Annotated in this window: 20 protein-coding genes and 2 pseudogenes; 13 read left to right on the forward strand and 9 right to left on the reverse strand. The window is 63.8% G+C overall.

From position 1 onward, the window contains the following. Window positions 1-32 precede the first annotated feature (32 nt). Complete coding sequence (locus AC07PQ_RS30415; RefSeq protein ID WP_007921876.1) at window positions 33-422, forward strand: MliC family protein; 390 nt, start codon at window positions 33-35, stop codon at window positions 420-422. A 211-nt stretch (window positions 423-633) separates the two neighbouring features. Then, entirely contained in the window at window positions 634-1,077 is a 444-nt protein-coding gene (locus tag AC07PQ_RS30420) for a hemerythrin domain-containing protein (protein WP_493184282.1), read from the forward strand. Window positions 1,078-1,313: 236 nt separating this feature from the next. On the opposite strand, the pseudogene AC07PQ_RS30425 reads toward AC07PQ_RS30420, so the two are convergent. From AC07PQ_RS30425 to AC07PQ_RS30440, 4 genes and pseudogenes are all read right to left on the reverse strand, one after another. Then, a pseudogene (locus tag AC07PQ_RS30425) lies at window positions 1,314-2,258 on the reverse strand (methyl-accepting chemotaxis protein); the annotation flags it as partial. Between the two features lie 354 nt (window positions 2,259-2,612). Beyond that, window positions 2,613-2,879, reverse strand: a pseudogene (locus AC07PQ_RS30430) (PAS domain-containing protein); the annotation flags it as partial. 235 nt (window positions 2,880-3,114) lie between these two features. Beyond that, window positions 3,115-3,519: a DUF1090 family protein gene (locus tag AC07PQ_RS30435; RefSeq protein WP_007921881.1), complete on the reverse strand. Its 405-nt coding sequence runs from the start codon at window positions 3,517-3,519 to the stop codon at window positions 3,115-3,117. A 130-nt stretch (window positions 3,520-3,649) separates the two neighbouring features. Then, on the reverse strand, window positions 3,650-4,315 hold the full coding sequence (locus tag AC07PQ_RS30440; RefSeq protein WP_493184283.1) for an HAD family hydrolase: 666 nt from the start codon (window positions 4,313-4,315) through the stop codon (window positions 3,650-3,652). A gap of 434 nt (window positions 4,316-4,749) precedes the next feature. Between AC07PQ_RS30440 and peaA the strand changes: the two genes are divergently transcribed. From peaA to peaD, 4 genes are all read left to right on the forward strand, one after another. Further along, window positions 4,750-6,330: a quinohemoprotein amine dehydrogenase subunit alpha gene (peaA, locus tag AC07PQ_RS30445; protein ID WP_493184846.1), complete on the forward strand. Its 1,581-nt coding sequence runs from the start codon at window positions 4,750-4,752 to the stop codon at window positions 6,328-6,330. Window positions 6,331-6,409: 79 nt separating this feature from the next. Further along, the gene (gene peaB, locus AC07PQ_RS30450) at window positions 6,410-7,843 is read left to right on the forward strand and encodes a quinohemoprotein amine dehydrogenase maturation protein (RefSeq protein WP_101338622.1); all 1,434 of its coding nucleotides are present in this window, start codon (window positions 6,410-6,412) and stop codon (window positions 7,841-7,843) included. 1 nt (window position 7,844) lies between these two features. After that, a complete protein-coding gene (gene qhpC, locus AC07PQ_RS30455; RefSeq protein ID WP_007921889.1) occupies window positions 7,845-8,168 on the forward strand; it encodes a quinohemoprotein amine dehydrogenase subunit gamma in 324 nt (107 codons plus the stop codon). 23 nt (window positions 8,169-8,191) lie between these two features. After that, entirely contained in the window at window positions 8,192-9,316 is a 1,125-nt protein-coding gene (peaD, locus tag AC07PQ_RS30460; protein ID WP_493184284.1) for a quinohemoprotein amine dehydrogenase subunit beta, read from the forward strand. Between the two features lie 87 nt (window positions 9,317-9,403). Here peaD and AC07PQ_RS30465 read toward each other — a convergent pair whose 3' ends face one another. Further along, on the reverse strand, window positions 9,404-9,805 hold the full coding sequence (locus AC07PQ_RS30465; protein WP_493184285.1) for a lysozyme inhibitor LprI family protein: 402 nt from the start codon (window positions 9,803-9,805) through the stop codon (window positions 9,404-9,406). A gap of 192 nt (window positions 9,806-9,997) precedes the next feature. Between AC07PQ_RS30465 and AC07PQ_RS30470 the strand changes: the two genes are divergently transcribed. Genes AC07PQ_RS30470 through AC07PQ_RS30480 form a run of 3 tightly spaced genes read left to right on the forward strand, consistent with a single transcriptional unit; the run spans window position 9,998 to window position 11,624 of the window. Beyond that, complete coding sequence (locus AC07PQ_RS30470) at window positions 9,998-10,453, forward strand: SRPBCC family protein (RefSeq protein ID WP_007921895.1); 456 nt, start codon at window positions 9,998-10,000, stop codon at window positions 10,451-10,453. Then, the gene (locus AC07PQ_RS30475) at window positions 10,443-10,802 is read left to right on the forward strand and encodes an ArsR/SmtB family transcription factor (protein ID WP_493184286.1); all 360 of its coding nucleotides are present in this window, start codon (window positions 10,443-10,445) and stop codon (window positions 10,800-10,802) included. Before AC07PQ_RS30470 ends, AC07PQ_RS30475 begins: the two co-directional genes overlap by 11 nt. A 15-nt stretch (window positions 10,803-10,817) precedes the next feature. Further along, window positions 10,818-11,624 carry an aminoglycoside phosphotransferase family protein gene (locus AC07PQ_RS30480; RefSeq protein WP_493184287.1) on the forward strand — a complete coding sequence of 269 codons (807 nt, stop codon included), beginning with the start codon at window positions 10,818-10,820 and terminating at the stop codon, window positions 11,622-11,624. Window positions 11,625-11,845: 221 nt separating this feature from the next. Here AC07PQ_RS30480 and AC07PQ_RS30485 read toward each other — a convergent pair whose 3' ends face one another. Next, window positions 11,846-12,250, reverse strand: a complete 405-nt coding sequence (locus AC07PQ_RS30485; RefSeq protein ID WP_007921926.1) for a GFA family protein — start codon at window positions 12,248-12,250, stop codon at window positions 11,846-11,848. 508 nt (window positions 12,251-12,758) lie between these two features. On the opposite strand from AC07PQ_RS30485, the gene darA reads away from it, so the two are divergent. The 3 genes from darA to darC all read left to right on the forward strand — a co-directional run bounded on the left by darA (window position 12,759) and on the right by darC (window position 15,197). After that, complete coding sequence (gene darA, locus AC07PQ_RS30490; RefSeq protein ID WP_007921927.1) at window positions 12,759-13,700, forward strand: 2-hexyl, 5-propylresorcinol biosynthesis aromatase DarA; 942 nt, start codon at window positions 12,759-12,761, stop codon at window positions 13,698-13,700. A gap of 7 nt (window positions 13,701-13,707) precedes the next feature. Further along, entirely contained in the window at window positions 13,708-14,859 is a 1,152-nt protein-coding gene (gene darB, locus AC07PQ_RS30495; protein WP_493184288.1) for a beta-ketoacyl synthase DarB, read from the forward strand. Between the two features lie 80 nt (window positions 14,860-14,939). Next, window positions 14,940-15,197, forward strand: coding sequence for a 2-hexyl-5-propylresorcinol biosynthesis acyl carrier protein DarC (gene darC, locus AC07PQ_RS30500; RefSeq protein ID WP_146021800.1), 258 nt, complete (start codon window positions 14,940-14,942; stop codon window positions 15,195-15,197). An 89-nt stretch (window positions 15,198-15,286) separates the two neighbouring features. On the opposite strand, the gene inhA is transcribed toward darC, so the two are convergent. Continuing rightward, window positions 15,287-15,973: an isonitrile hydratase gene (gene inhA, locus AC07PQ_RS30505; protein WP_007921933.1), complete on the reverse strand. Its 687-nt coding sequence runs from the start codon at window positions 15,971-15,973 to the stop codon at window positions 15,287-15,289. Window positions 15,974-16,087: 114 nt separating this feature from the next. Between inhA and AC07PQ_RS30510 the strand changes: the two genes are divergently transcribed. Then, window positions 16,088-17,080: a GlxA family transcriptional regulator gene (locus AC07PQ_RS30510; protein WP_493184289.1), complete on the forward strand. Its 993-nt coding sequence runs from the start codon at window positions 16,088-16,090 to the stop codon at window positions 17,078-17,080. Here the strand turns inward: AC07PQ_RS30510 and AC07PQ_RS30515 are convergent. Together AC07PQ_RS30515 and AC07PQ_RS30520 are read right to left on the reverse strand one after the other, a co-directional pair. Further along, window positions 17,066-17,968 carry an alpha/beta fold hydrolase gene (locus AC07PQ_RS30515; RefSeq protein WP_493184290.1) on the reverse strand — a complete coding sequence of 301 codons (903 nt, stop codon included), beginning with the start codon at window positions 17,966-17,968 and terminating at the stop codon, window positions 17,066-17,068. The two genes, AC07PQ_RS30510 and AC07PQ_RS30515, sit on opposite strands and share 15 nt — an antisense overlap. A 124-nt stretch (window positions 17,969-18,092) precedes the next feature. Then, entirely contained in the window at window positions 18,093-18,563 is a 471-nt protein-coding gene (locus AC07PQ_RS30520) for an isochorismatase family protein (protein WP_493184291.1), read from the reverse strand. Window positions 18,564-18,565: the final 2 nt, after the last annotated feature.

Below are 18,565 nucleotides of genomic sequence, written 5' to 3' on the forward strand. Positions count from 1 at the left end.
TCATGAAAGTGCACTGAACAAGGAGCTGTACATTGAAGATTGCAACGATTCTGGGAACCACCTTGCTGCTGGCGCCGTTGTTCGCCCAGGCCGCGACGACCCCGGCCGAGCCGGAACTGCCGGCGTACCAGAGCAGCCTGGCCAGCTACCGCTGCGAGGGTGGGGTAGAGGTGCAGGCGGCGTACCTGAACATCGATAACGGCGCCTCGTTCGCCACCCTGTATTACAAGGGCCAGCTGATACCGATGCATATCGCCCGTGCAGCCTCCGGCGCGCTGTATGTCGCCGACGACGAGCAGAACAGCTACCGCTGGCACACCCAGGGCGACAGCGGCCTGTTGAGCTTCCTGGAAGCCGACCACACCGCCAAGGAACAGCAACTGCTCAAGGACTGCCAGGAGCAGAAGACCGAGGAGCAGTAACGCCTGGCCCCCATCCGCCTGTAGGAGCCAGCTTGCTGGCGAGAGGTCGGCACGGACCCTCTGGTTTTCGCGTCGAACGCCAGTCCGTCATCGCGAGCAATCGAGCGTCGACCGGCTGCTCCTACAGAGGGGGGACGGCCATTATCTGCGGTTGAACTGCCGTCGAACGGCCAGTGTCTAGTCAAGACAAGCCTGCCGTGGAGATGTGCCCGTGAACATATTCGAAGCCCTGCGTGAGAGCCATGAACGCCAGCGCGGCTACGCTGCCGAACTGATGCGCACCTCGGGGGACAGCCCCGAACGCAGCGCGGCCTACGCCCAGCTCAAGGCCGAAGTACAGGCCCACGAGACGGCGGAGGAACGCTTCTTCTACCTGCCGTTGATGGAGCACGACAACGGCGTCGACCTGAGCCGGCACGCGATTGCCGAGCACCACGCGATGGACGAGCTGATGGAGGCATTGGACGACACCGAGATGTCCAGCCCGGCCTGGCTGGCCACGGCGAAGAGGCTGGTGGACAACGTGCATCACCACCTGGAGGAAGAAGAACAGAAGTTCTTCCAGATGGCCGGCAAGATCCTCGACGACAAACAGAAGGACCAGTTGGCCAACGGTTACGTGAAGGAGTACCGGCAGCAGTTGGCGGCCGACTGAGACGGCCCACGAAGAATAAAAAAGCCCGCGCATTGGCGTAATGCCGATCAGTTAAGGCCTTTTGTAAGCGCGAGCTTGTCTCCGGGCGGCGTTCCGACGAAGAGCTCCAGCACACCGCGTTAAACCGGGCAATACGCGTTATCGTTGACGTTTTTCGCGAGCAAGCTCGCTCCTACAGGGTTTGCGCATTACTTGTAGGAGCGAGCTTGCTCGCGATAAACCCGTACACCCCGAACCTAGCGGTTGAAACGCTCCACCAGCGAGTACTGGGTGGTGGCGGTGCGGGTCAGTTCCTTGCTCAGTTCGGCCGAGTGATGGGCCTGCTCCGAGGTCTGGTCGGCCAGTTGCGCGATGGTGCTGATATTGCGGCTGATTTCCTCGGCGACCGCGCTCTGCTCCTCGGTGGCCGCGGCGATCTGGGTGGTCATCTCGGTGATGTTGGCCACCGCCTCGCTGATGCCCAGCAGCGCCTGGTCCGCCTCCAGTACCCGGGCCACGCCTTCCTCGGCCTGGCGCTGGCCGCTTTCCATGCTCTGCACGGCGTTTTGCGAGGAACTCTGCAACTGGGTGATCAGTTCATGGATCTGCTGGGTGGATTGTGCGGTGCGCTGGGCCAGCTGGCGCACCTCGTCGGCCACCACCGCGAAACCGCGGCCCATGTCACCGGCGCGGGCTGCTTCGATGGCGGCGTTGAGCGCCAGCAGGTTGGTCTGGTCGGCGATGCTTTTGATCACATCGACCACGGTGCCGATCTCGTCGCTGTCCCTGGCCAGTTGCGCCACGTTCTGCCCGGTTTCGCCGACCACCTGCGACAGGCGTTCGATGGCTTCACGGGTATCGCGGGCCACTTCGCGCCCACGCCCGGTCAACTGGTTGGCTTCCTGGGTGGCGTCGGCGGTGCGCTGCACATGGCTGGCCACTTCCTGGGTGGTGGCGGCCATCTGGTTGACCGCGGCGGACACCTGCTCGGTTTCCACCCGCTGGCGGTCCAGGCCACGGGAGCTGTCGCTGGCCAGGGTATCGGAGCGGCTGGCCAGGGCATTGAGCTGTTCGGCGCTGTCCTGCAGGCGGGTAAGGCAGGTTTGCAGCCGCGCGTCCTGGCTGACGAAGGCGGTTTCCAGGCATGCCTGGGGGCCGTGGGCGTCGCTGTACATCTGCGCGATCAAGGGGTCGCAGGTGGACGAGTCGGCCAGTTGCAGCAGGCGCCGGGCGGCATTGCCCTGGCGCTGCATCGCCAGCAGCGCCAGGGGCACGGAGAGCCCGGCGGCCACCGCCAGCGCCAAAGGCGGCGCCAGCCAGAGTCCGCTCAGGCCACCGGCCAGGCCCGTGGCCAGGAACGGCGTCCAGCCCAGCAGGGCCGGTTGCCAGCGATGCCGACGGGGGATGGCCGGCTGCTTGCGGTTGAGACGCTGGTAGAGGCCTTGCGCGCGGCGGATCTGTTCGGTGCTGGGTTTGACCCGGACCGATTCGTAGCCGACGATCCGGCTGCCCTCGAAAATCGGCGTGACGTAGGCGTTGACCCAGTAATGGTCGCCATTTCTCGAGCGGTTCTTGACGATGCCCATCCACGGCTGGCCCTGTTTCAGCGCCGCCCACATATGGGCAAATACCGCGGGGGGGACATCGGGGTGACGGACAATGTTCTGTGGAGCGCCGATCAGGTCGTCGCGGTCGAAACCGCTGATGTCGACGAAGGCATCGTTGCAGTAGCTGATGACGCCATGGGCATCGGTGGTGGAGATGAGTTTCTGGTTTGACCCTAAAGCCACTTCACGTTGTGTAACGGGCTGATTGTTTCTCATTTCCAGATTGCTCCCTGTGTCCTACAAAATCCATCGGCACGAGTCAGAACAATCTTAGCTAAATATTAGAAAATTCCTTGCATAACAATTGGTTGCATTCCCATTCACGAGGAATTCTGAATACTCCCGAACGGATTTCGCAGGTCGTTGAATCTGTTGGGAAAGTCTGGCGCTGAAGGAGGCCCGGGCTCGCCGAAGCGAGCCGGTGATGAAGCTTATCGGGCAAGAAACCGCTTCAGTTGCCGTGGGCGCCAAGGGCGTATTGCAGGACTTGCAGGGCGTGGGTCAGCCGGGCCTTGCGTTTGTCGATGATGCGCGGGTCGCCATAACGCTGCGCGGCGTCGAGTTCCATCTGGCGCAATATCACCTGGTATTCGGCCTGGCGCAGGGGCGGGTTGTGCTCGAAGTGCAGGCCGTCGCAATAGTCGCTGAGCGGTTCCAGCGCCCGTTGCAGGCCGGCCAGTTGGCGCTGCTCAGGGTCGGGCAGGAGTTTTTCCAGGCTGCTCTTGATGGCTTCGCCCCGGGTCAGGCAACTGCTGGTGGCTTCCGGCGGGGCCGGTTCGAGGTCTTCCTGGGCGTGGCCCGTGCTGGCTGCAAGGCCCAGCAGGGCCAGCAGGGAAAGGGAGGTGAGGGCGTTCATGAAGGTCCTTGATACGACAGGCGTGCGGGGCGCTATCTTCAAGAGCCAACGCGCGCCGGACCATCAGACACAACTGAAAAAGCCTAGGGATATTTCTGGGTTTGCCGATCGGACCGGGCAGTGCCCGGTCTCAGCGTGGGCCGAGCATCCGCTCGATCACCGCCCACAATCGCGGGTCGTTGAAATCCTCGACCACCAGATGCGCGCCAGCGGCCAGCAACGCCTCGGGGCTCTGGCTGGTGGCCAGGCCGACGGTGAAGACCCCGGCCCCGACCGCGGCGGTCAGGCCGGGGATCGAGTCCTCGAAGGCTATCCCGGCCTCGGCGCTGGCGCCCAGGCATTCCAGGCCGGTGAGATAGGGCAGCGGGTCGGGCTTGGCCCGCGGCAATTCCTCGGCCACCAGCACGCTGTCGAAGCGATCGCCCAGCCCCAGCACGTCGAGCATGTGCTCGGCATTGGCCCGTGGCGCATTGGTCACCACGCAGACGCCGATGCCGCGTTCCCGGGCGAAATCCAACAGGCGCAGCAGGCCCGGCATCGGCGTCAGTCGTGGCGACAGCTGGCGAAAGCGCACTTCCTTGCGGTCGGCGAAAGCCTCGTGCTCGGCCACCGAGCGCTGCGGGAACAGGTAGCGGCACATGTTGGCGTTGGCCTGGCCACTGACATGGGCCTCGAACTCTTGATGGGTGAACACCCGGCCCTCTTCCTCCAGCAACAACTGCTGCAACGCCAGCAGGTGCAATTGGTCGGTGTCGGTCAGGGTGCCGTCGAGATCGAAAAGCAGGGCATTGAGCATGGCGCGATTCCTGTCAGGGCCGGGGGCTGAAGCGGTTAAGCCAGGCATCGTAGCAGCTGCCGAGGAGGGCGCCACAGCCATTTCTCGGGGTGATTCAGAATGCTGTCCCGCCGCCAGCCATCTCTCCCTTCCTGTGCTTAGCTCTCAAGACTCCTCTGCTTTTGCGGGTGTAGGCGGGTCTCGTCTCAGAGTGGAACAGTTGTCGCGAAATTAAACGCGGTCGGCCGGCGGTTGCCTGGGAGATGTGTCCTTGAACTTCAGCAACTCATTGATAAAACACATCATTTGTAAGCTGGCACGCTCCGTGTATTGCTCAACCCAGCCGTTTCTCTTGCCTCCGTGCCCAGCGCCACCGGGCATGGCAGAAACCATAAAAACGACGCACAACAATAATAAAGCTCGCTAATAAAAAGCTCCGTGGAGGTCCGACCTTGATCAAGAGAACACTCCGAGCAGGCACGTCCAGCGGCCTGCTGGCGCTGGCGGTCTGCGCCGCCTTGCACTCCCCTCCCAGCCTTGCGGCGCGTGATGCCCAGGCCATCCTCAAAGAAACCTGCCAGGGCTGCCATACCCCGGAAACGGCGGGCGGCCTGAGCCGCATCAGCCACCAGCGCAAGACCCCGGAAGGCTGGTTGATGAGCATCGCCCGCATGCAGGTCATGCATGGCCTGCAGATCAGCGACGACGATCGCCGCACCCTGGTCAAATACCTGGCCGACACCCAGGGCCTGGCGCCGAGCGAAACCGACGGCGTGCGTTACGCCCTGGAGCGGCGCCTGAACACGGTGGAGAAGTTCGACGAACCAACCAGCCAGATGTGCGGCCGCTGCCACTCCGGCGCGCGGGTCGCCCTGCAACGGCGTCCGGCCCAGGAGTGGGAACGCCTGGTGAACTTCCACCTCGGCCAATGGCCGTCCCTGGAATACCAGGCACTGTCCCGCGACCGCGACTGGTTCGACCTGGCGCGCAAGGAGATGGTGCCGCTGCTGGCCAAGCGTTATCCGCTGGACAACCCGGCCTGGGCCCAATGGCTGGCTAGCGCGCCCAAGGCCGAGACCCTGGTGGGCGACTGGAGCTTCAGCGGTCACCTGCCGGGCAAGGGCGAACTGGCCGGGGTGATGAGCGTCGCTGTCGATGGCAACGACAGCTTCAAGGTCAGCATCAAGGGCCAGTACGCCGACGGCAGCCCGTTCAACGGCGAGGGCAGTGCGATCCTCTACAGCGGCTACGAATGGCGCGGCAATGTCAGCATCGACGGCGTGAGCATGCGCCAGGTGTTCGCTGCCAAAGGCAATGCATTGCAGGGCCGGATGTTCGAGGCCGAGCACGACGAGCGCGGCCTGGACTTCGTCGCTGCCAGACAGGGCAGCAGCCGTTTGCTGGCGGTGCAGCCGGGTTATCTGAAGGCCGGTGCTGAAGCTGAAGTCACCCTGATCGGCAGCGGCCTCACCGGCAAGCCGGGCTTTGGCAAAGGCGTGGAAGTGGTCGAGGTCATCGAGCAGAGCGCGGAGCGGATCAAGGTCAGGCTCAAGGCGGCCGCCAATGCTCAACCGGGCCTGCGCAACGTCACCGTCGGCACGCTGAAAGGCCCGACGCTGTCGGTCTACAGCAGCATCTCTGAAGTCAAGGTGGTGCCGGAGTTCTCGGTGGCGCGGATTGGCGAGGGTGGCGGTTCGACGCCGAAAGTCCAGGGCCGTTTCGATGCCGAAGCCTGGGGCAAGGGCGCCGATGGCAAGCCGTATCGCATCGGCGTGTTCCCGGCGCAGTGGAAGGTCGAGGCCTTCGACGAGCGCGCCAGGGAAGACGAGGACGTCAAGTTCGCAGGCCAGATGCAGGCCGACAGCGGCGTGTTCATTCCAGGCGATGCCGGGCCGAACCCGCAGCGCAAGATGTCCACCAACAACGCCGGCAACCTCAAGGTGATCGCCGCCGTCGACGACGCTGGGAAATCCCTGACCGGCGCAGGCCACCTGATCGTCACCGTGCAACGCTGGAACAATCCACCCATCCCCTAAGGCGCGGTCCGTGATTGACGACACCCTTTCGGAATGACCGCGGGCCCCCGCCAAAAGGGGCCGGCACAGGAGGTTTGCAATGGGCGCTATCTTGAATTTGGTCGAACGCAACCTGCACGAAGTGCAGGTCGATGCCGACCGCATGCTGTTCCATATCCCCAGCAGTTCGCTGTTCGCCAGCGATGCCTTGACCGGCAGCATCATCGATGCCCTGCGCGGGCCGGGCTGCTCTTCCACTGAGCTGATCCAGCGGCTGGCCAGCCAGTACGACGGCGAGGAAATCAACGAGACCCTGCGCGAGCTGATCGCCCTGGAGCTGGTCAGCGACGGCTCGCCACTGACTGAGGAATGGACCGTCAAGCGGGTCGAGCGCACGGCGATCAACACCGTGGTGCTCAACGTCAACACCGGCTGCAACCTGAGTTGCACCTACTGCTACAAGGAAGACCTGGACAAGCCCTCGGCGGGCAAGAAGATGGACGTCGAGACGGCCATCGCCTCGGTGGAAATGCTGCTCAGGGAATCCCCCGACGAGGAGCGTTTCACCGTGGTGTTTTTTGGTGGCGAGCCGCTGAGCAACCGCAAGCTGATCGAGTATATGGTCGACTACTGCGAGAAGCGTTTTCGCGAGGCGGGCAAGTTCGTCGAGTTCGTCATGACCACCAACGCCACGCTGCTCACCGAGGAAACGGTGGACTACCTGAATGCCCACCGCTTTGGCTTGTCGGTGAGCATCGACGGGCCGAAGACCGTGCACGACCGCAACCGCATCACCGTGGGCGGGCAGGGCACCTATGACGTGGTGCGGCGCAAGGCGCAGATGCTGCTGGCGCGCTACGACAGCCGCCCGGTCGGCGCGCGGGTGACCCTGACCACCGGGGTCACCGATGTGGAAACCATCTGGGATCACCTGTTCAACGAACTGGGTTTCGCCGAAGTCGGGTTTGCCCCGGTGACCTCGGGCGATATCAGCAGCTTCAACCTCACAGGCGAGGAACTGGTCGAAGTCTTCGCCAGCATGAAGCGCCTGGGCCGGCGTTACCTGGAGGCGGCCCTGGAGCATCGCAATATCGGTTTCTCCAACCTGCACCAGCTGATCACCGATATCCATGAAGGCCACAAGAAGGCGCTGCCCTGTGGCGCCGGCCTGAAGATGCTGGCGGTGGACCACAAGGGCGAGCTGAACCTGTGCCACCGCTTTACCGGCTCATCGCTGCCAACCTTCGGCAACGTGCGCGAGGGCGGGGTGAAGCAGATGGAGCTCAACGACTTCCTGTCCCAGCGCCTGGACCGCAGCAACACCGGCTGCGACAGCTGTCGCATCCGCAACCTGTGCTCCGGCGGCTGCTACCACGAGAGCTACGCCCGCTACGGCGACCCGGCGCACCCGACCTATCACTATTGCGAACTGATGCGTGACTGGGTGGATTTCGGCATCGAGGTCTACAGCCGGATCATGGCCCGCAACCCTGCGTTCATCAGCAGTTACATCACTCCGCGCAAGGCCCACTGACATGAAACATCTCAAGCCGATCAATAACAAAGCCCAGAAACTGGAACAGGCCGCCGACGAGAACCGTATCGAAGAGGTGGTCGCCATGAGTTCGGTGGCCGGTTGTGCCTCGACCACCGACCCGGGCTGGGAAATCGATGCCTTCGGTGGCGTGTCGTCCTTGTGCCAGCCGATGGAGGCCGACCTCTACGGTTGCTCCGACCCTTGCTGGTGGCCGGCCCAGGTGCCGGACATGATGAGCACCTACCCCGACTGGAACAAGGACGCCCAGGCCTCCAACGAGAACTGGCGCAACCTCGGCACCGTGTTCCCTAAAGACAAGTAATCGGTCAGTAGAAGGATTCCAGCATGCGCTTGATCAATGCCTGCGGCCTGGCCGCTTCCGCCGTCCTGGGGGCCTGTTCCCTCAGCGTCCTGGCCGATGACAACAGTGACAAGGCCCTCAACGCCGGCCATGAATACATGGTCACCACCAACTATCCGAATAACCTGCACGTGATCGACCTGGCCAGCGACACGCTGTACAAGACCTGCAAGATGCCCGACGCCTTCGGCCCCGGCACCGTGCAGCTGGCGCCGGACCGCAAGGTCGCCTACGTGCTGAACAACCACTACGCCGATGTCTACGGGGTCGAGCTGGACAGCTGCAAGCAGGTGTTCCACGCCAGCATCACCCAGCAGCCGGGGGAGAAGGCGCGCTCGATGTTCGCCTTCACCGTCAGCCACGATGGCAAGGAGCTGTACACCGTGGCCAACCCGACCCAGATGCTCAACGACCGCTATGAGGTCAAGCAGCCGCGGCTGGACGTCTACGCCACCGACGCCGGGCTCAAGGCCAAGCCGGTGCGCAGCTTCCCGGCGCCACGGCAGCTGACCATCATGCAGAGCGGCGACGACGGCTCGCTCTATGTGGCCGGGGCGGATGTGTACAAGGTCGACGCCAAGACCGGCAAGTTCGATGTACTGATCCCCAGCCGCCACTGGAAACGCCCGAACTACAGCGCGCCGGACGTGCTCTACGTGTGGAACCAGCAGACCTGGCGCCATGATTTCTCGCTGCTCTACACCGCCGCCAAGTTCAAGGACCAGCAACAGGACCCGGCCAGCGCCGAGTACCTGTACGGCCTGTTCAGCATCGACTTGAAAACCGGCAAGAGCGAAACCACCGACTTCGGCCCGCTGACGGAAATCTACTTCAGTGGGATGCGCTCGCCGAAGGACCCGAACCTGATGTTCGGCGTGCTCAACCGCCTGGCCAAGTACGACATCAAGCAGAAAAAACTGCTCCAGGCCGCCACCCTGGAGCATTCCTACTACTGCATTTCCTTCAACAAGGCGGGCAGCAAGATCTACCTGGCCGGGACCTTCAACGACGTGGCGATCTTCGATGCCGACAGCCTGAAGCAGATCGGCAGCATCAAGCTGCCGGGCGGGGACATGGCGATCACCACGGCCCAGGTGTTCGAGCGCTAGCCATCGCGAGCAAGCTCGCTCCTACAGGAACGGCGACGCCCTGTAGGAGCGAGCTTGCTCGCGAAAAATCTAAAGATCGCCGCCGATTCAATTCCCCGGCACCGGGCAGCCGAGGTCGCCTTCCTGGCACTTGAGGTAGGTCTTGAACGCCTCGACCCGGGCCTTGGTCAGGTCGGTGGTGCAGTTGCTGTAGATCAACGGGTAGACGCTGCCACCGGCCACCCCGGAGGCGGCGAACCCGCATTCCGCATCCCGAAAAGCCACCCAGGCGCGCTGGGCGCCGACCAGCAGCTTTTTGCCGTCCGGGTTGTCCTTCAGGCGCTGGGTGATGCGCTGGTAGAGCGTATTCAGTTCCTTGTCCGCCGCCTGGTGCAGCTCGGCGGCGCACTGGTTCATGGCGGTCTGGGTGCTGGCATTGGCACAGTCGGCGGCCTGGGCCAGCGGGGTCAGCAGCAGCGGCGCCAGGGCCAGGAAAATACGTGGGTTCATGCTGATTCTCGCGATGGACGATCAAGGGGGCATCAAGGACGTTTTGCGGGCCGCCCGGTTCTGGTTGGCGACAGCTCTTTGGCCTGCATCCTAGCTCTGACGACGACCGCGTGTCCGTCTTTGCGAAAAAATGCAACTTAAAGGTTGCTCTTCTGCCAGGGCGAGCTAGGGTGTGATCACTGGAGGTGACCCATGAACTCATCAGATCGCATCGAAAGAAAGATCCTGCTCAAGGCAACCCGTTCTCGTGTCTGGGCCGCGCTGGCGGATGCCGAGGCGTTCGGCAGCTGGTTCGGCGTGGCGCTCGCGGGCCAGCGTTTTGTCGTCGGGCAACGCACCCGGGGGCAGATTACCTATCCCGGGTATGAACACCTGGTCTGGGATGTGCTGGTGGAGCAGTTGGAGCCCGAACACCTGTTCGCCTTCAGCTGGCACCCGTACGCGGTGGAGCCTGGAGTCGACTATTGCGCCGAGCCCAGCACCCTGGTGCAATTCGAGCTCGAAGACCTGGATGGCGGCACCTTGCTGCGGGTGGTCGAGTCGGGGTTCGATGGCATTCCACCCGAGCGGCGGCTCAAGGCGTTTCGCATGAACAGCCGCGGCTGGGACGAGCAGATGAACAATATCGAGACCTACCTTGGCCCCTGATACCCCTTCCACATCCCTGCTGCCAGTGGCGGCATCGCTGGACGGCTCGGCCATGATCTTCGCGGCACTGGGCGACGAGACCCGCCTGCGGCTCGTCGCCATTCTGTGTGGCGGCGGCGCCCTGTCGATCAGCCAGTTGACCCTCGGCACCGACATCAGCCGCCAGGCGGTGACCAAGCATCTGCGGGTGCTGGCGCAGGCCGGGCTGGTGCGCGACGCCAAGCTGGGGCGCGAGCGCCTGTGGGCATTCGAACCGGACCGGCTGGCCGAGGCCCGGCGCTCGCTGGAGGTGATCAGCCAGCAATGGGATCATGCCCTGGGTCAATTGCAGGCCTTTGTCGAGTCATAACGGAAAGAGTCACGGATGTTCGAGTTTTACCTGAAACGCTGGAACCTGCAGGTCGATGGCGCGCCCATCGTCACCCCTGGCAGCCACGTGTTGCCGGTGCGCCTGGACGATGCGCCGGCGATGCTGAAGATCGCCCTCGACGACGAGGAAAAATACGGTAACCGCCTGATGGTCTGGTGGGCCGGGGAGGGCGCCGCCCGGGTCTACGCGCACCATGGCGATGGCTTGTTGATGGAGCGGGCCATGGGCCGGCGTTCGCTGATGCAGATGGCCCTGGCCGGCGAAGACGACGAGGTCAGCCGGATCGTCTGCGCCAACCTGGCACGCCTGCATGCGCCACGCGCGACGCCCTTGCCGCCGCTGTTGAGCCTGCAGGAATGGTTCAAGGCCCTGCGCCCGGCCGCCCGGCGCGAGGGTGGGGTTTTCCTGCGCTGCCTGGCCACGGCCGATGAACTGCTGGCTACCCCTCGGGAACAGGTGGTGCTGCACGGCGATATCCATCACGACAATGTGCTGGACTTCGAGGAACGCGGCTGGCTGGTGATCGATCCCAAGCGGGTCATGGGCGAGCGCGGTTTTGATTTCGCCAACCTGATCTGCAACCCGGACCTGGCGACCAGCAGCGATCCGCGGCGCTTCACCCGCCAGGTCGAGGTCATCGCCCAGGCCGCCGGGCTGGAGCGCAAGCGCCTGCGGCAATGGGTGCTGGCCTATACCGGGCTGTCCGCCGCCTGGTTCCTGGAGGACGGCGACATACCCAGCGCGGAACACCAACTGCAAGTGGCGGAATTGGCCATCCATGCTCTGGAAGACGCGGCCTAGGGGTTTTGGCAGGTCGATCTATGGCGAAAGGCTTACATGCGCTGGCTGCTATCTCGCCTGTTGCCGATTGGGCGACAGGCTTAATCTTCACCCACCAACTGCAGCGCAGGACGCGCTCAGGGTCATGGATGACCGACCATGTGCAAGGATGCAGCGACAGGATGTCGTAATGGTCTTGAAAAACCCCGCTTCGGCGGGGTTTTTTTTCGCCTGTGGAAAAGCTAGAGGTGGCGGGTTTCCTCCGGCACGTTGCCCCAGTTGTCATGGCGCCCATCGGCGTAATGCACCGGGGCCGCAAGCAGCTCCTGCAGGTCGATGTCATCCAGGGTCATCACTTGCACCGCGACATAGTCGCCGCCGATCTCCTGCACATGACCGCGCCCGAAGGGGCGTACGCCGCAATGCTTGCAGAACAGATGATGGGTATTGCCGGTGTTGAACCGATAGTCGCTCAGCGCCTGTTCGCCACTGAGCAGGCGAAAGGCCTTGGGGGCGATGATCGCGTTCCAGTTGCGGGTCTTGCTGCAGATCGAGCAATTGCACTTGTGGGTGCCCTGGCTCAAGTCGATCTCGGCTTCATAGCGCACTGCACCGCAATGACAACTGCCGGTGTAAGTCTTGTGCATGGCAAGGCTCCTGAGGGAAGGCTGGGCCAGAGTGTAGAAGCTGCCCGGACATTAGCGGGAAAACTTTTTGATTAAGGCCAGTAGCCAGTATTGAATGTGCCCTGCTTAGATTAAAAAAGTTCCGATAAGAGCATGTAAGTTCGTCCGTTGGGTAGCGCGAAGGGCCTACCAGAGTTGGTAGGTTTACAAGCGTCCGATTGCAGATAGAGTTTCAACCAGAAGACGGGTTCTGTCCCACTACAGGTTCTTTCTGTCAAAAACAGGCAGAAAGTATTTGTCATGCGGGGTGGGCGATTTCCGGGTTCAGTTCGTCACCAGGCCGCTGCTCCGGGTGCTGCTGTTTTTGTCGTGCAGCATGTTTTGTTTTTTAAGTTCGACCAGCCACGAATACAGTGCGCGTCTTTCTCGTCGTGCCCAACTTATAAAAACTGCCTTTTATGCTGAAGTTCACATTCAAGTGAATCTCTGGCGTGTCTGTGTGGTTGAAAAGCCAAAGGTCCCCGCACTTATGAAACATGTTCTTGTGGTTCGTTATTCGCAAAGCGGTCAGTTGAACGACGTAGTCGAAAGCCTGATCTCGCCCCTGCGTTCGACGCGGGAGGTCAAGGTGCATGAGATGGTGCTCAAGCCCCGGGTCGCCTATCCGTTTCCCTGGCCGGTGGGCCGGTTTTTCGACGTGTTTCCCGAGACCGTACAGCTCAGCCCGCCAGCCATCGAACCGCTGCATACCGATCATCCCGGGCCCTTCGACCTGGTGATCCTGGCGTATCAGGTCTGGTACCTGTCGCCGTCGCCGCTGATCACCGCGTTTCTCCAGAGCGCGCAAGGCAAGCGCCTGCTGGCCGGGCGCCCGGTGGTCACGGTGATCGCCTGCCGCAACATGTGGCTGATGGCCCAGGAGGCGGTCAAGCGCCTGCTGCACGAGGCCGGCGCGCGGTTGCTCGACAACGTGGTGCTGACCGACCGGGCCAACACCTTCGCCACCCTGATTACCACGCCGCGCTGGATGTTCACCGGCAGCCGCGAGTCATTCCTCGGCCTGCCCAAGGCCGGGATCAGCGCCGAGGATATCCAGGGCGCCGCACGTTTCGGGCGGGCATTGAATGCCGCCCTGCAGGCCAATAAAGAGCAAGCCGACGGGCCGATGCTGGCAGGGCTGGGGGCGGCGACCGTCAACCCCGGGCTGATACTCAGCGAGCGGGCGGCCTATAGAGGCTTCAAGTTCTGGTCGGGAATAATTTGCCGTTTCGGCAAGTATGGGCAATGGCTACGGCGACTCTTGCTGTGCCTGTTCATCGTTTATCTATTGTTGGTCATCTTGACTGTCCTGCCTGTTTCACTGGTGTTACGCCGTTTGCTTCATCCCTTTATCCGGACGCGGCTCGATCAGTTACAGCGTTATTACGAACAGCCGTCCGGTTCGCAACTAAATCTTGAATCCGAAGGGTGAAATCATCATGAGTGAATTGTTTGTCTATATCACGAAAACATCCACTTATATGCCGGGAGAGGCAGTGGATAACGATACGATGGAGAGCATTCTCGGGTATGTAGGCGGGCGACCTTCACGGTCTCGGCAAGTAGTGCTGCGTAATAACGGAATCAAGCAGCGCTATTATGTGCTGGACCCGCAGACCGGTATTCCCCGTTTCACTAACGCGCAAATAACCGCCGAGGCGATCAAGGGCCTGGTGGGTGACGGCTTTACCCTGGACGCCATGGAATGCCTGTCCACCGGCACCACCATGCCGGACCAGTTGATGCCCAACCATGGCGTGATGGTGCATGGCGAACTGGGCAACAAGCCTTGTGAGGTGGTGTCCACCGCCGGCATCTGCCTGGCGGGCCTCACCGCGCTGAAATATGCCTACCTGTCGGTGCTTGCGGGGGCCAGCCGCAATGCCGTGGCCACCGCCTCGGAGGTGCCCTCGCCGGTGCTGCATGCGCGCAATTTCGATGCGGAAAACGAGGCGCTGGTGGCGCAGATGGTAGCCCGCCCGGAAATCGCCTTCGATAAGGATTTCCTGCGCTGGATGCTGTCCGACGGGGCCGGGGCCTTCCTGCTCGAGAACCAGCCACGGGCCGGCGGCCTGTCGCTGCGCATCGACTGGATCGACATCTTTTCCTACGCCAACGAATTGCCGACCTGCATGTACGCCGGCGCGGAAAAGGCCGAGGACGACAGCCTGATCGGCTGGAAGCTGTTGACCCCGGAGGAGTGGGCCTCGCGCTCAATCTTCGCGATCAAGCAGGACGTGCGGCTGCTGAACGAGAACGTGGTGAAGTACACCCTCGGCAAGCCGCTCAAGGAGGTGATGATCAAGCGCAACCTGTCGCCCGAGGCCATCGACTGGTTCCTGCCGCACATGTCATCGGAATACTTTCGCAAGCCGATTGCCGAGTGCCTGGAAAACACCGAACTGGCGATTCCCCAGGAGCGCTGGTTCACCAACCTGTCCGAGCGCGGCAACACCGGCTCGGCGTCGATCTACATCATGATCCACGAGCTGCTGGAGTCCGGACGCCTGCACAAGGGGCAGCGCGTGCTGTGTTTCGTCCCGGAAAGCGGGCGCTTCTCCGGCGGCTTCATGCACCTGACGGTGGTCTGAGGCGCCTCGCCAAGGCGCAAGAACCCGGTGGCCGGCGCGGGTCGGCCACTGTTTCGTGGTACGCATCCAACTGCAAGGGAATGAATATGGAAACCCTCGAACAACGCGTGAAAAGAGTGGTGGCGAGCGAACTGGCCGTCGACCTGGCGCAGATCGGCAACCAGGACTCGTTCGTCGAGAACCTGGGAGCAGACTCGTTGGCCCGGGTGGAACTGGTGTCGGCCCTGGAGGCCGAGTTCGACCTCACGATCCCGGACGACGCAGCCGATGGCCTGCAGACCGTGCAGCAGGCGATCGACTACCTCCGACAGGCCAGTGAGCAAGCAGTCCCGGCCTGACGCCGGTTCGTCGAAGATGCGGCCAGGGCTCAGCTGGCCGATAAGGTTGCCCTGGTCCGCATCTTTCTTCAGCTTCTGTAAGCGCCGTCTCAGGCCTGCTGCCACTGCGCCACGACCCTGTCGACGATCTCGCCGCGCTGCTGGATGGAGTTCGCCGCGAGCCGCTGGGCTTGTTCCACCACCGCTTTGGGCGCTGTCTCTGGGCTACCGGCCGCGAACGGCGGAGCCGGGGCGTATTCCAGTTGCAGCTGGACCCGCTGCGCCGTTGCATCGCCGAACAGTTCGCCGGCAAGGGTCAGGGCGAAATCGATCCCGGCGGTAATCCCGCCACCGCTCAACAGGTTGCCATCGCGCACCACGCGTTCCTGTACCGCGATCGCCCCCAGCGCCTCCAGCAAATGGTGGTAGGCCCAATGGGTGGTGGCGCGCCTGCCCCGCAGCAGCCCGGCGGCGCCAAGCACCAGGGAGCCGGTGCAGACCGAGGTGACATAACGCGCCTGCTCCGCCTGCTGGCGGATGAAGTCGAGGGTCTGCGGGTCTTCCATCAACGGCCCGACACCGGCGCCACCGGGGATGCAGATCACGTCCAGCGGCGGGCAATCGGCGAAGCTGGTGGTCGCCTGCAGCACCAGGCCGGTGCTGGCGGTGACCGGCCCGCGCGCCTTCCAGACCAGATGCACCTGCACGTCCGGCAGCGACGCGAGCACATCGTAGGGGCCGGTCAGGTCGAGTTGCTGGACGTTGGGGAACAACAGGAAACCGATCTGCAGCGTCATGGGGTATCTCCCTGGAGAAGTTCGAAGGTGTCCGCTCTTATGTGGCTGGACGGTTCGACTCTAGCGCCCTAGGCTTTGGCGAATACGCCAACCTGCCCACGATTTACGCCAATCATGTCCCAGACCGCCAGAACCGTTCATGTACTGACTTTCGCCAACGCCCAGGTACTCGACGTCACGGGCCCGCTGCAGGTGTTTGCTTCGGCCAACGACCTGGCGCGGCACAAAGGCCTGCCGCTGCCCTACGCGGTGAATGTGATCGCCGCGGGCGACGGGCCGGTGACCACTTCGGCCGGGCTGACGCTGCTGGCCGAGCCCTTGCCGGCGCCGGGCACGCCTTGCGACACCCTGGTCATCGCCGGCGGCTGGGGTGTGTACGCCGCGGCGGAAGATCCGGCGCTGGTGGCCTGGGTCCGCCAGCAGGCGGCGCAGGCGCGGCGGGTGGCGTCGGTGTGCACCGGGGCGTTCCTGCTGGCCGCCAGCGGCTGGCTCGACGGGCGCCGGGTGGTCACCCACTGGACCCGCTGCGAGCAACTGGCGCGGCAATATCCGCAACTGCGGGTGGAAGCCAACCCGATCTTCATCAACGAGGGGCCGGTGTGGACCTCGGCCGGCGTCACCGCCGGTATCGACCTGGCCCTGGCGCTGGTGGAGGCGGACCTGGGGCATGCCATGGCGCTGGACGTGGCCCGGCAACTGGTGGTGTTCCTCAAGCGCCCGGGCGGCCAGTCGCAGTTCAGCGCGACACTGGCCCTGCAAAAACAGGGCAGCCGCTTCGACGACCTGCACGCCTGGATCGCCGAAAACCTCGGTCGCGACCTGAACATCCCGGCCCTGGCCGAGCGGGCCGGCATGAGCGAACGCAGCTTTGTCCGCCACTACCGCGCCGACACCGGCCAGACCCCGGCCCGGGCCATCGAGCAGATCCGCGTGGAAAGCGCCCGGCGCCTGCTCGGCGACAGCGGCGTGGCGATCAAGCGCATCGCCGTGCAGTGTGGCTTCGGCAGCGAAGAAACCCTGCGCCGCAGCTTCCTGCGGGTCGTCGGCGTGACGCCGCAGGCCTATCGGGAGCGCTTTTCGCTGGAGGGGGAGTCAGGCTTCCAGTAGTTCCAGCAATGCCTGCAAGGTGGCGTGCGGCGCTTCCTGCGGCACGTTGTGGCCGACCCCGGGCAAGACCCGGCGCTGGTAAGGGCCGGTGAACAGGCCGATGTCTTCGTCCTCTTCGCTCGCCGGGCCGACCCCGTCATCGCCGCCGCACAACGAGAGGGTCGGCACGCGGATCGGCGGCTGCTGCGCCAGGGCCTGCTCGATGTGTTCCAGGCTCGGGTCGCCCGGCGCATACATGAAGCGATGCCGGTAGGAGTGGATTACCACCTCGACGAAGTCCGGGTTGTCGAACGACGGCGCGCTCCGGCCATAGAGTTCCTGGCCGCGATCCCAGGTCGGCGACCACAGTCGCCACAACAGTGCGCACAGTTCGCGACGGTTGGCGGTCAGGCCGTCGACCCCGCGTTGGGTGTGGAAATAATACTGATACCAGAGCCGGTGCTCGGTCTCGGGCGGTCGCGGCTGGGTCGAGCGGGCAATGTCCTGGATGTTGTAGCCGTCGGCGCTCACCAGGCAGCGCACCCGCTCCGGCCACAGGGCCGCGACGATGCAGGCGGCGCGACCGCCCCAGTCGAAACCGGCGAGGGCGGCCCGGGGGATCTCCAGGGCGTCCATCAGGTCCAGCAGGTCCTGGGCCAGCGCCGCCTGTTGCCCGGAGCGCAGGATGTCCGGGCCGGCGAAACGGGTCGGGCCGTAGCCGCGCAGGTACGGCACTATCACCCGATAGCCGCGCACCGCCAGCTCGGGGGCGATCTCGTCGTAGCTGCGCGGGTCGTAGGGAAAACCATGCAACAGAATCACCGGCTCGCCGTCGGCGGGGCCGTGGTGTTCGTAGGCGATGCGCAGGGACGGGGTCTGGATGTACTGGACAGAGAGCGAGCTGTTCATGACGGATCCGGCGACAGGGAAAACAGCAACCTTAGCTCAAACTGCATGCCTGGCCAGTGTCGCGCCAGGACCTCGTCCGTGGGCTTTGCCCTGGCTGACGAATGCTTCAGACATCAGTCAGCGGCTACAGGAAGGCGAGCTCGGCGCTGGTCGTGAGGTGCTTGAAATGGTGCTGCCACAACCGCACGCCCAACTGCCCGCTGCGGTCCAGTGACGAGCCTACGGTCAGGTCGGTGATCAGCGTCGGTTGCAGGCCGGCGTCGAACAGGGCGAAGCCGGCGGCGAGCACGCAGGTGTCGGTCTGGATGCCGCAGACCAGCACGCGGTCCGGGGCCAGGCTGCGCAGGTAGGCAATGGTGTCCGGCGTGGGGGCGTAGCCGTGCTTGATGAAGATGCGGTCGGCGGCGACCAGGCTGTGGTCATCGGCGGCGGGGCACCAGCCGAGCTGGCGGACGAAGGGCGTGCGACTTTCGTCATGGCGCTCGACGGTGGCCACCGAGGGCAACTGGCCGAGCAGGGCGTTGATGCCGTTCACCAGCCAGTCCGGCGGGTTGAACGAGGGTTGCACGTCGATGATCAGCAGCACCTGGCGCATGG

This window comes from Pseudomonas sp. GW821-FHT09E12 (assembly GCF_059416085.1).

Coding starts and splice junctions, on each gene's coding strand:
- qhpC (WP_007921889.1), top strand. CDS start 7,845: ATGAAACATCTCAAGCCGATCAATAACAAAGCCCAGAAACTGGAACAG.
- inhA (WP_007921933.1), bottom strand. CDS start 15,973: ATGACGCTGCAGATCGGTTTCCTGTTGTTCCCCAACGTCCAGCAACTC.
- AC07PQ_RS30485 (WP_007921926.1), bottom strand. CDS start 12,250: ATGCACAAGACTTACACCGGCAGTTGTCATTGCGGTGCAGTGCGCTAT.
- darB (WP_493184288.1), top strand. CDS start 13,708: ATGAGTGAATTGTTTGTCTATATCACGAAAACATCCACTTATATGCCG.
- AC07PQ_RS30440 (WP_493184283.1), bottom strand. CDS start 4,315: ATGCTCAATGCCCTGCTTTTCGATCTCGACGGCACCCTGACCGACACC.
- darA (WP_007921927.1), top strand. CDS start 12,759: ATGAAACATGTTCTTGTGGTTCGTTATTCGCAAAGCGGTCAGTTGAAC.
- peaD (WP_493184284.1), top strand. CDS start 8,192: ATGCGCTTGATCAATGCCTGCGGCCTGGCCGCTTCCGCCGTCCTGGGG.
- AC07PQ_RS30435 (WP_007921881.1), bottom strand. CDS start 3,519: ATGAACGCCCTCACCTCCCTTTCCCTGCTGGCCCTGCTGGGCCTTGCA.
- AC07PQ_RS30520 (WP_493184291.1), bottom strand. CDS start 18,563: ATGCGCCAGGTGCTGCTGATCATCGACGTGCAACCCTCGTTCAACCCG.
- peaB (WP_101338622.1), top strand. CDS start 6,410: ATGGGCGCTATCTTGAATTTGGTCGAACGCAACCTGCACGAAGTGCAG.
- AC07PQ_RS30465 (WP_493184285.1), bottom strand. CDS start 9,805: ATGAACCCACGTATTTTCCTGGCCCTGGCGCCGCTGCTGCTGACCCCG.
- darC (WP_146021800.1), top strand. CDS start 14,940: ATGAATATGGAAACCCTCGAACAACGCGTGAAAAGAGTGGTGGCGAGC.
- AC07PQ_RS30480 (WP_493184287.1), top strand. CDS start 10,818: ATGTTCGAGTTTTACCTGAAACGCTGGAACCTGCAGGTCGATGGCGCG.
- AC07PQ_RS30510 (WP_493184289.1), top strand. CDS start 16,088: ATGTCCCAGACCGCCAGAACCGTTCATGTACTGACTTTCGCCAACGCC.
- AC07PQ_RS30470 (WP_007921895.1), top strand. CDS start 9,998: ATGAACTCATCAGATCGCATCGAAAGAAAGATCCTGCTCAAGGCAACC.
- AC07PQ_RS30515 (WP_493184290.1), bottom strand. CDS start 17,968: ATGAACAGCTCGCTCTCTGTCCAGTACATCCAGACCCCGTCCCTGCGC.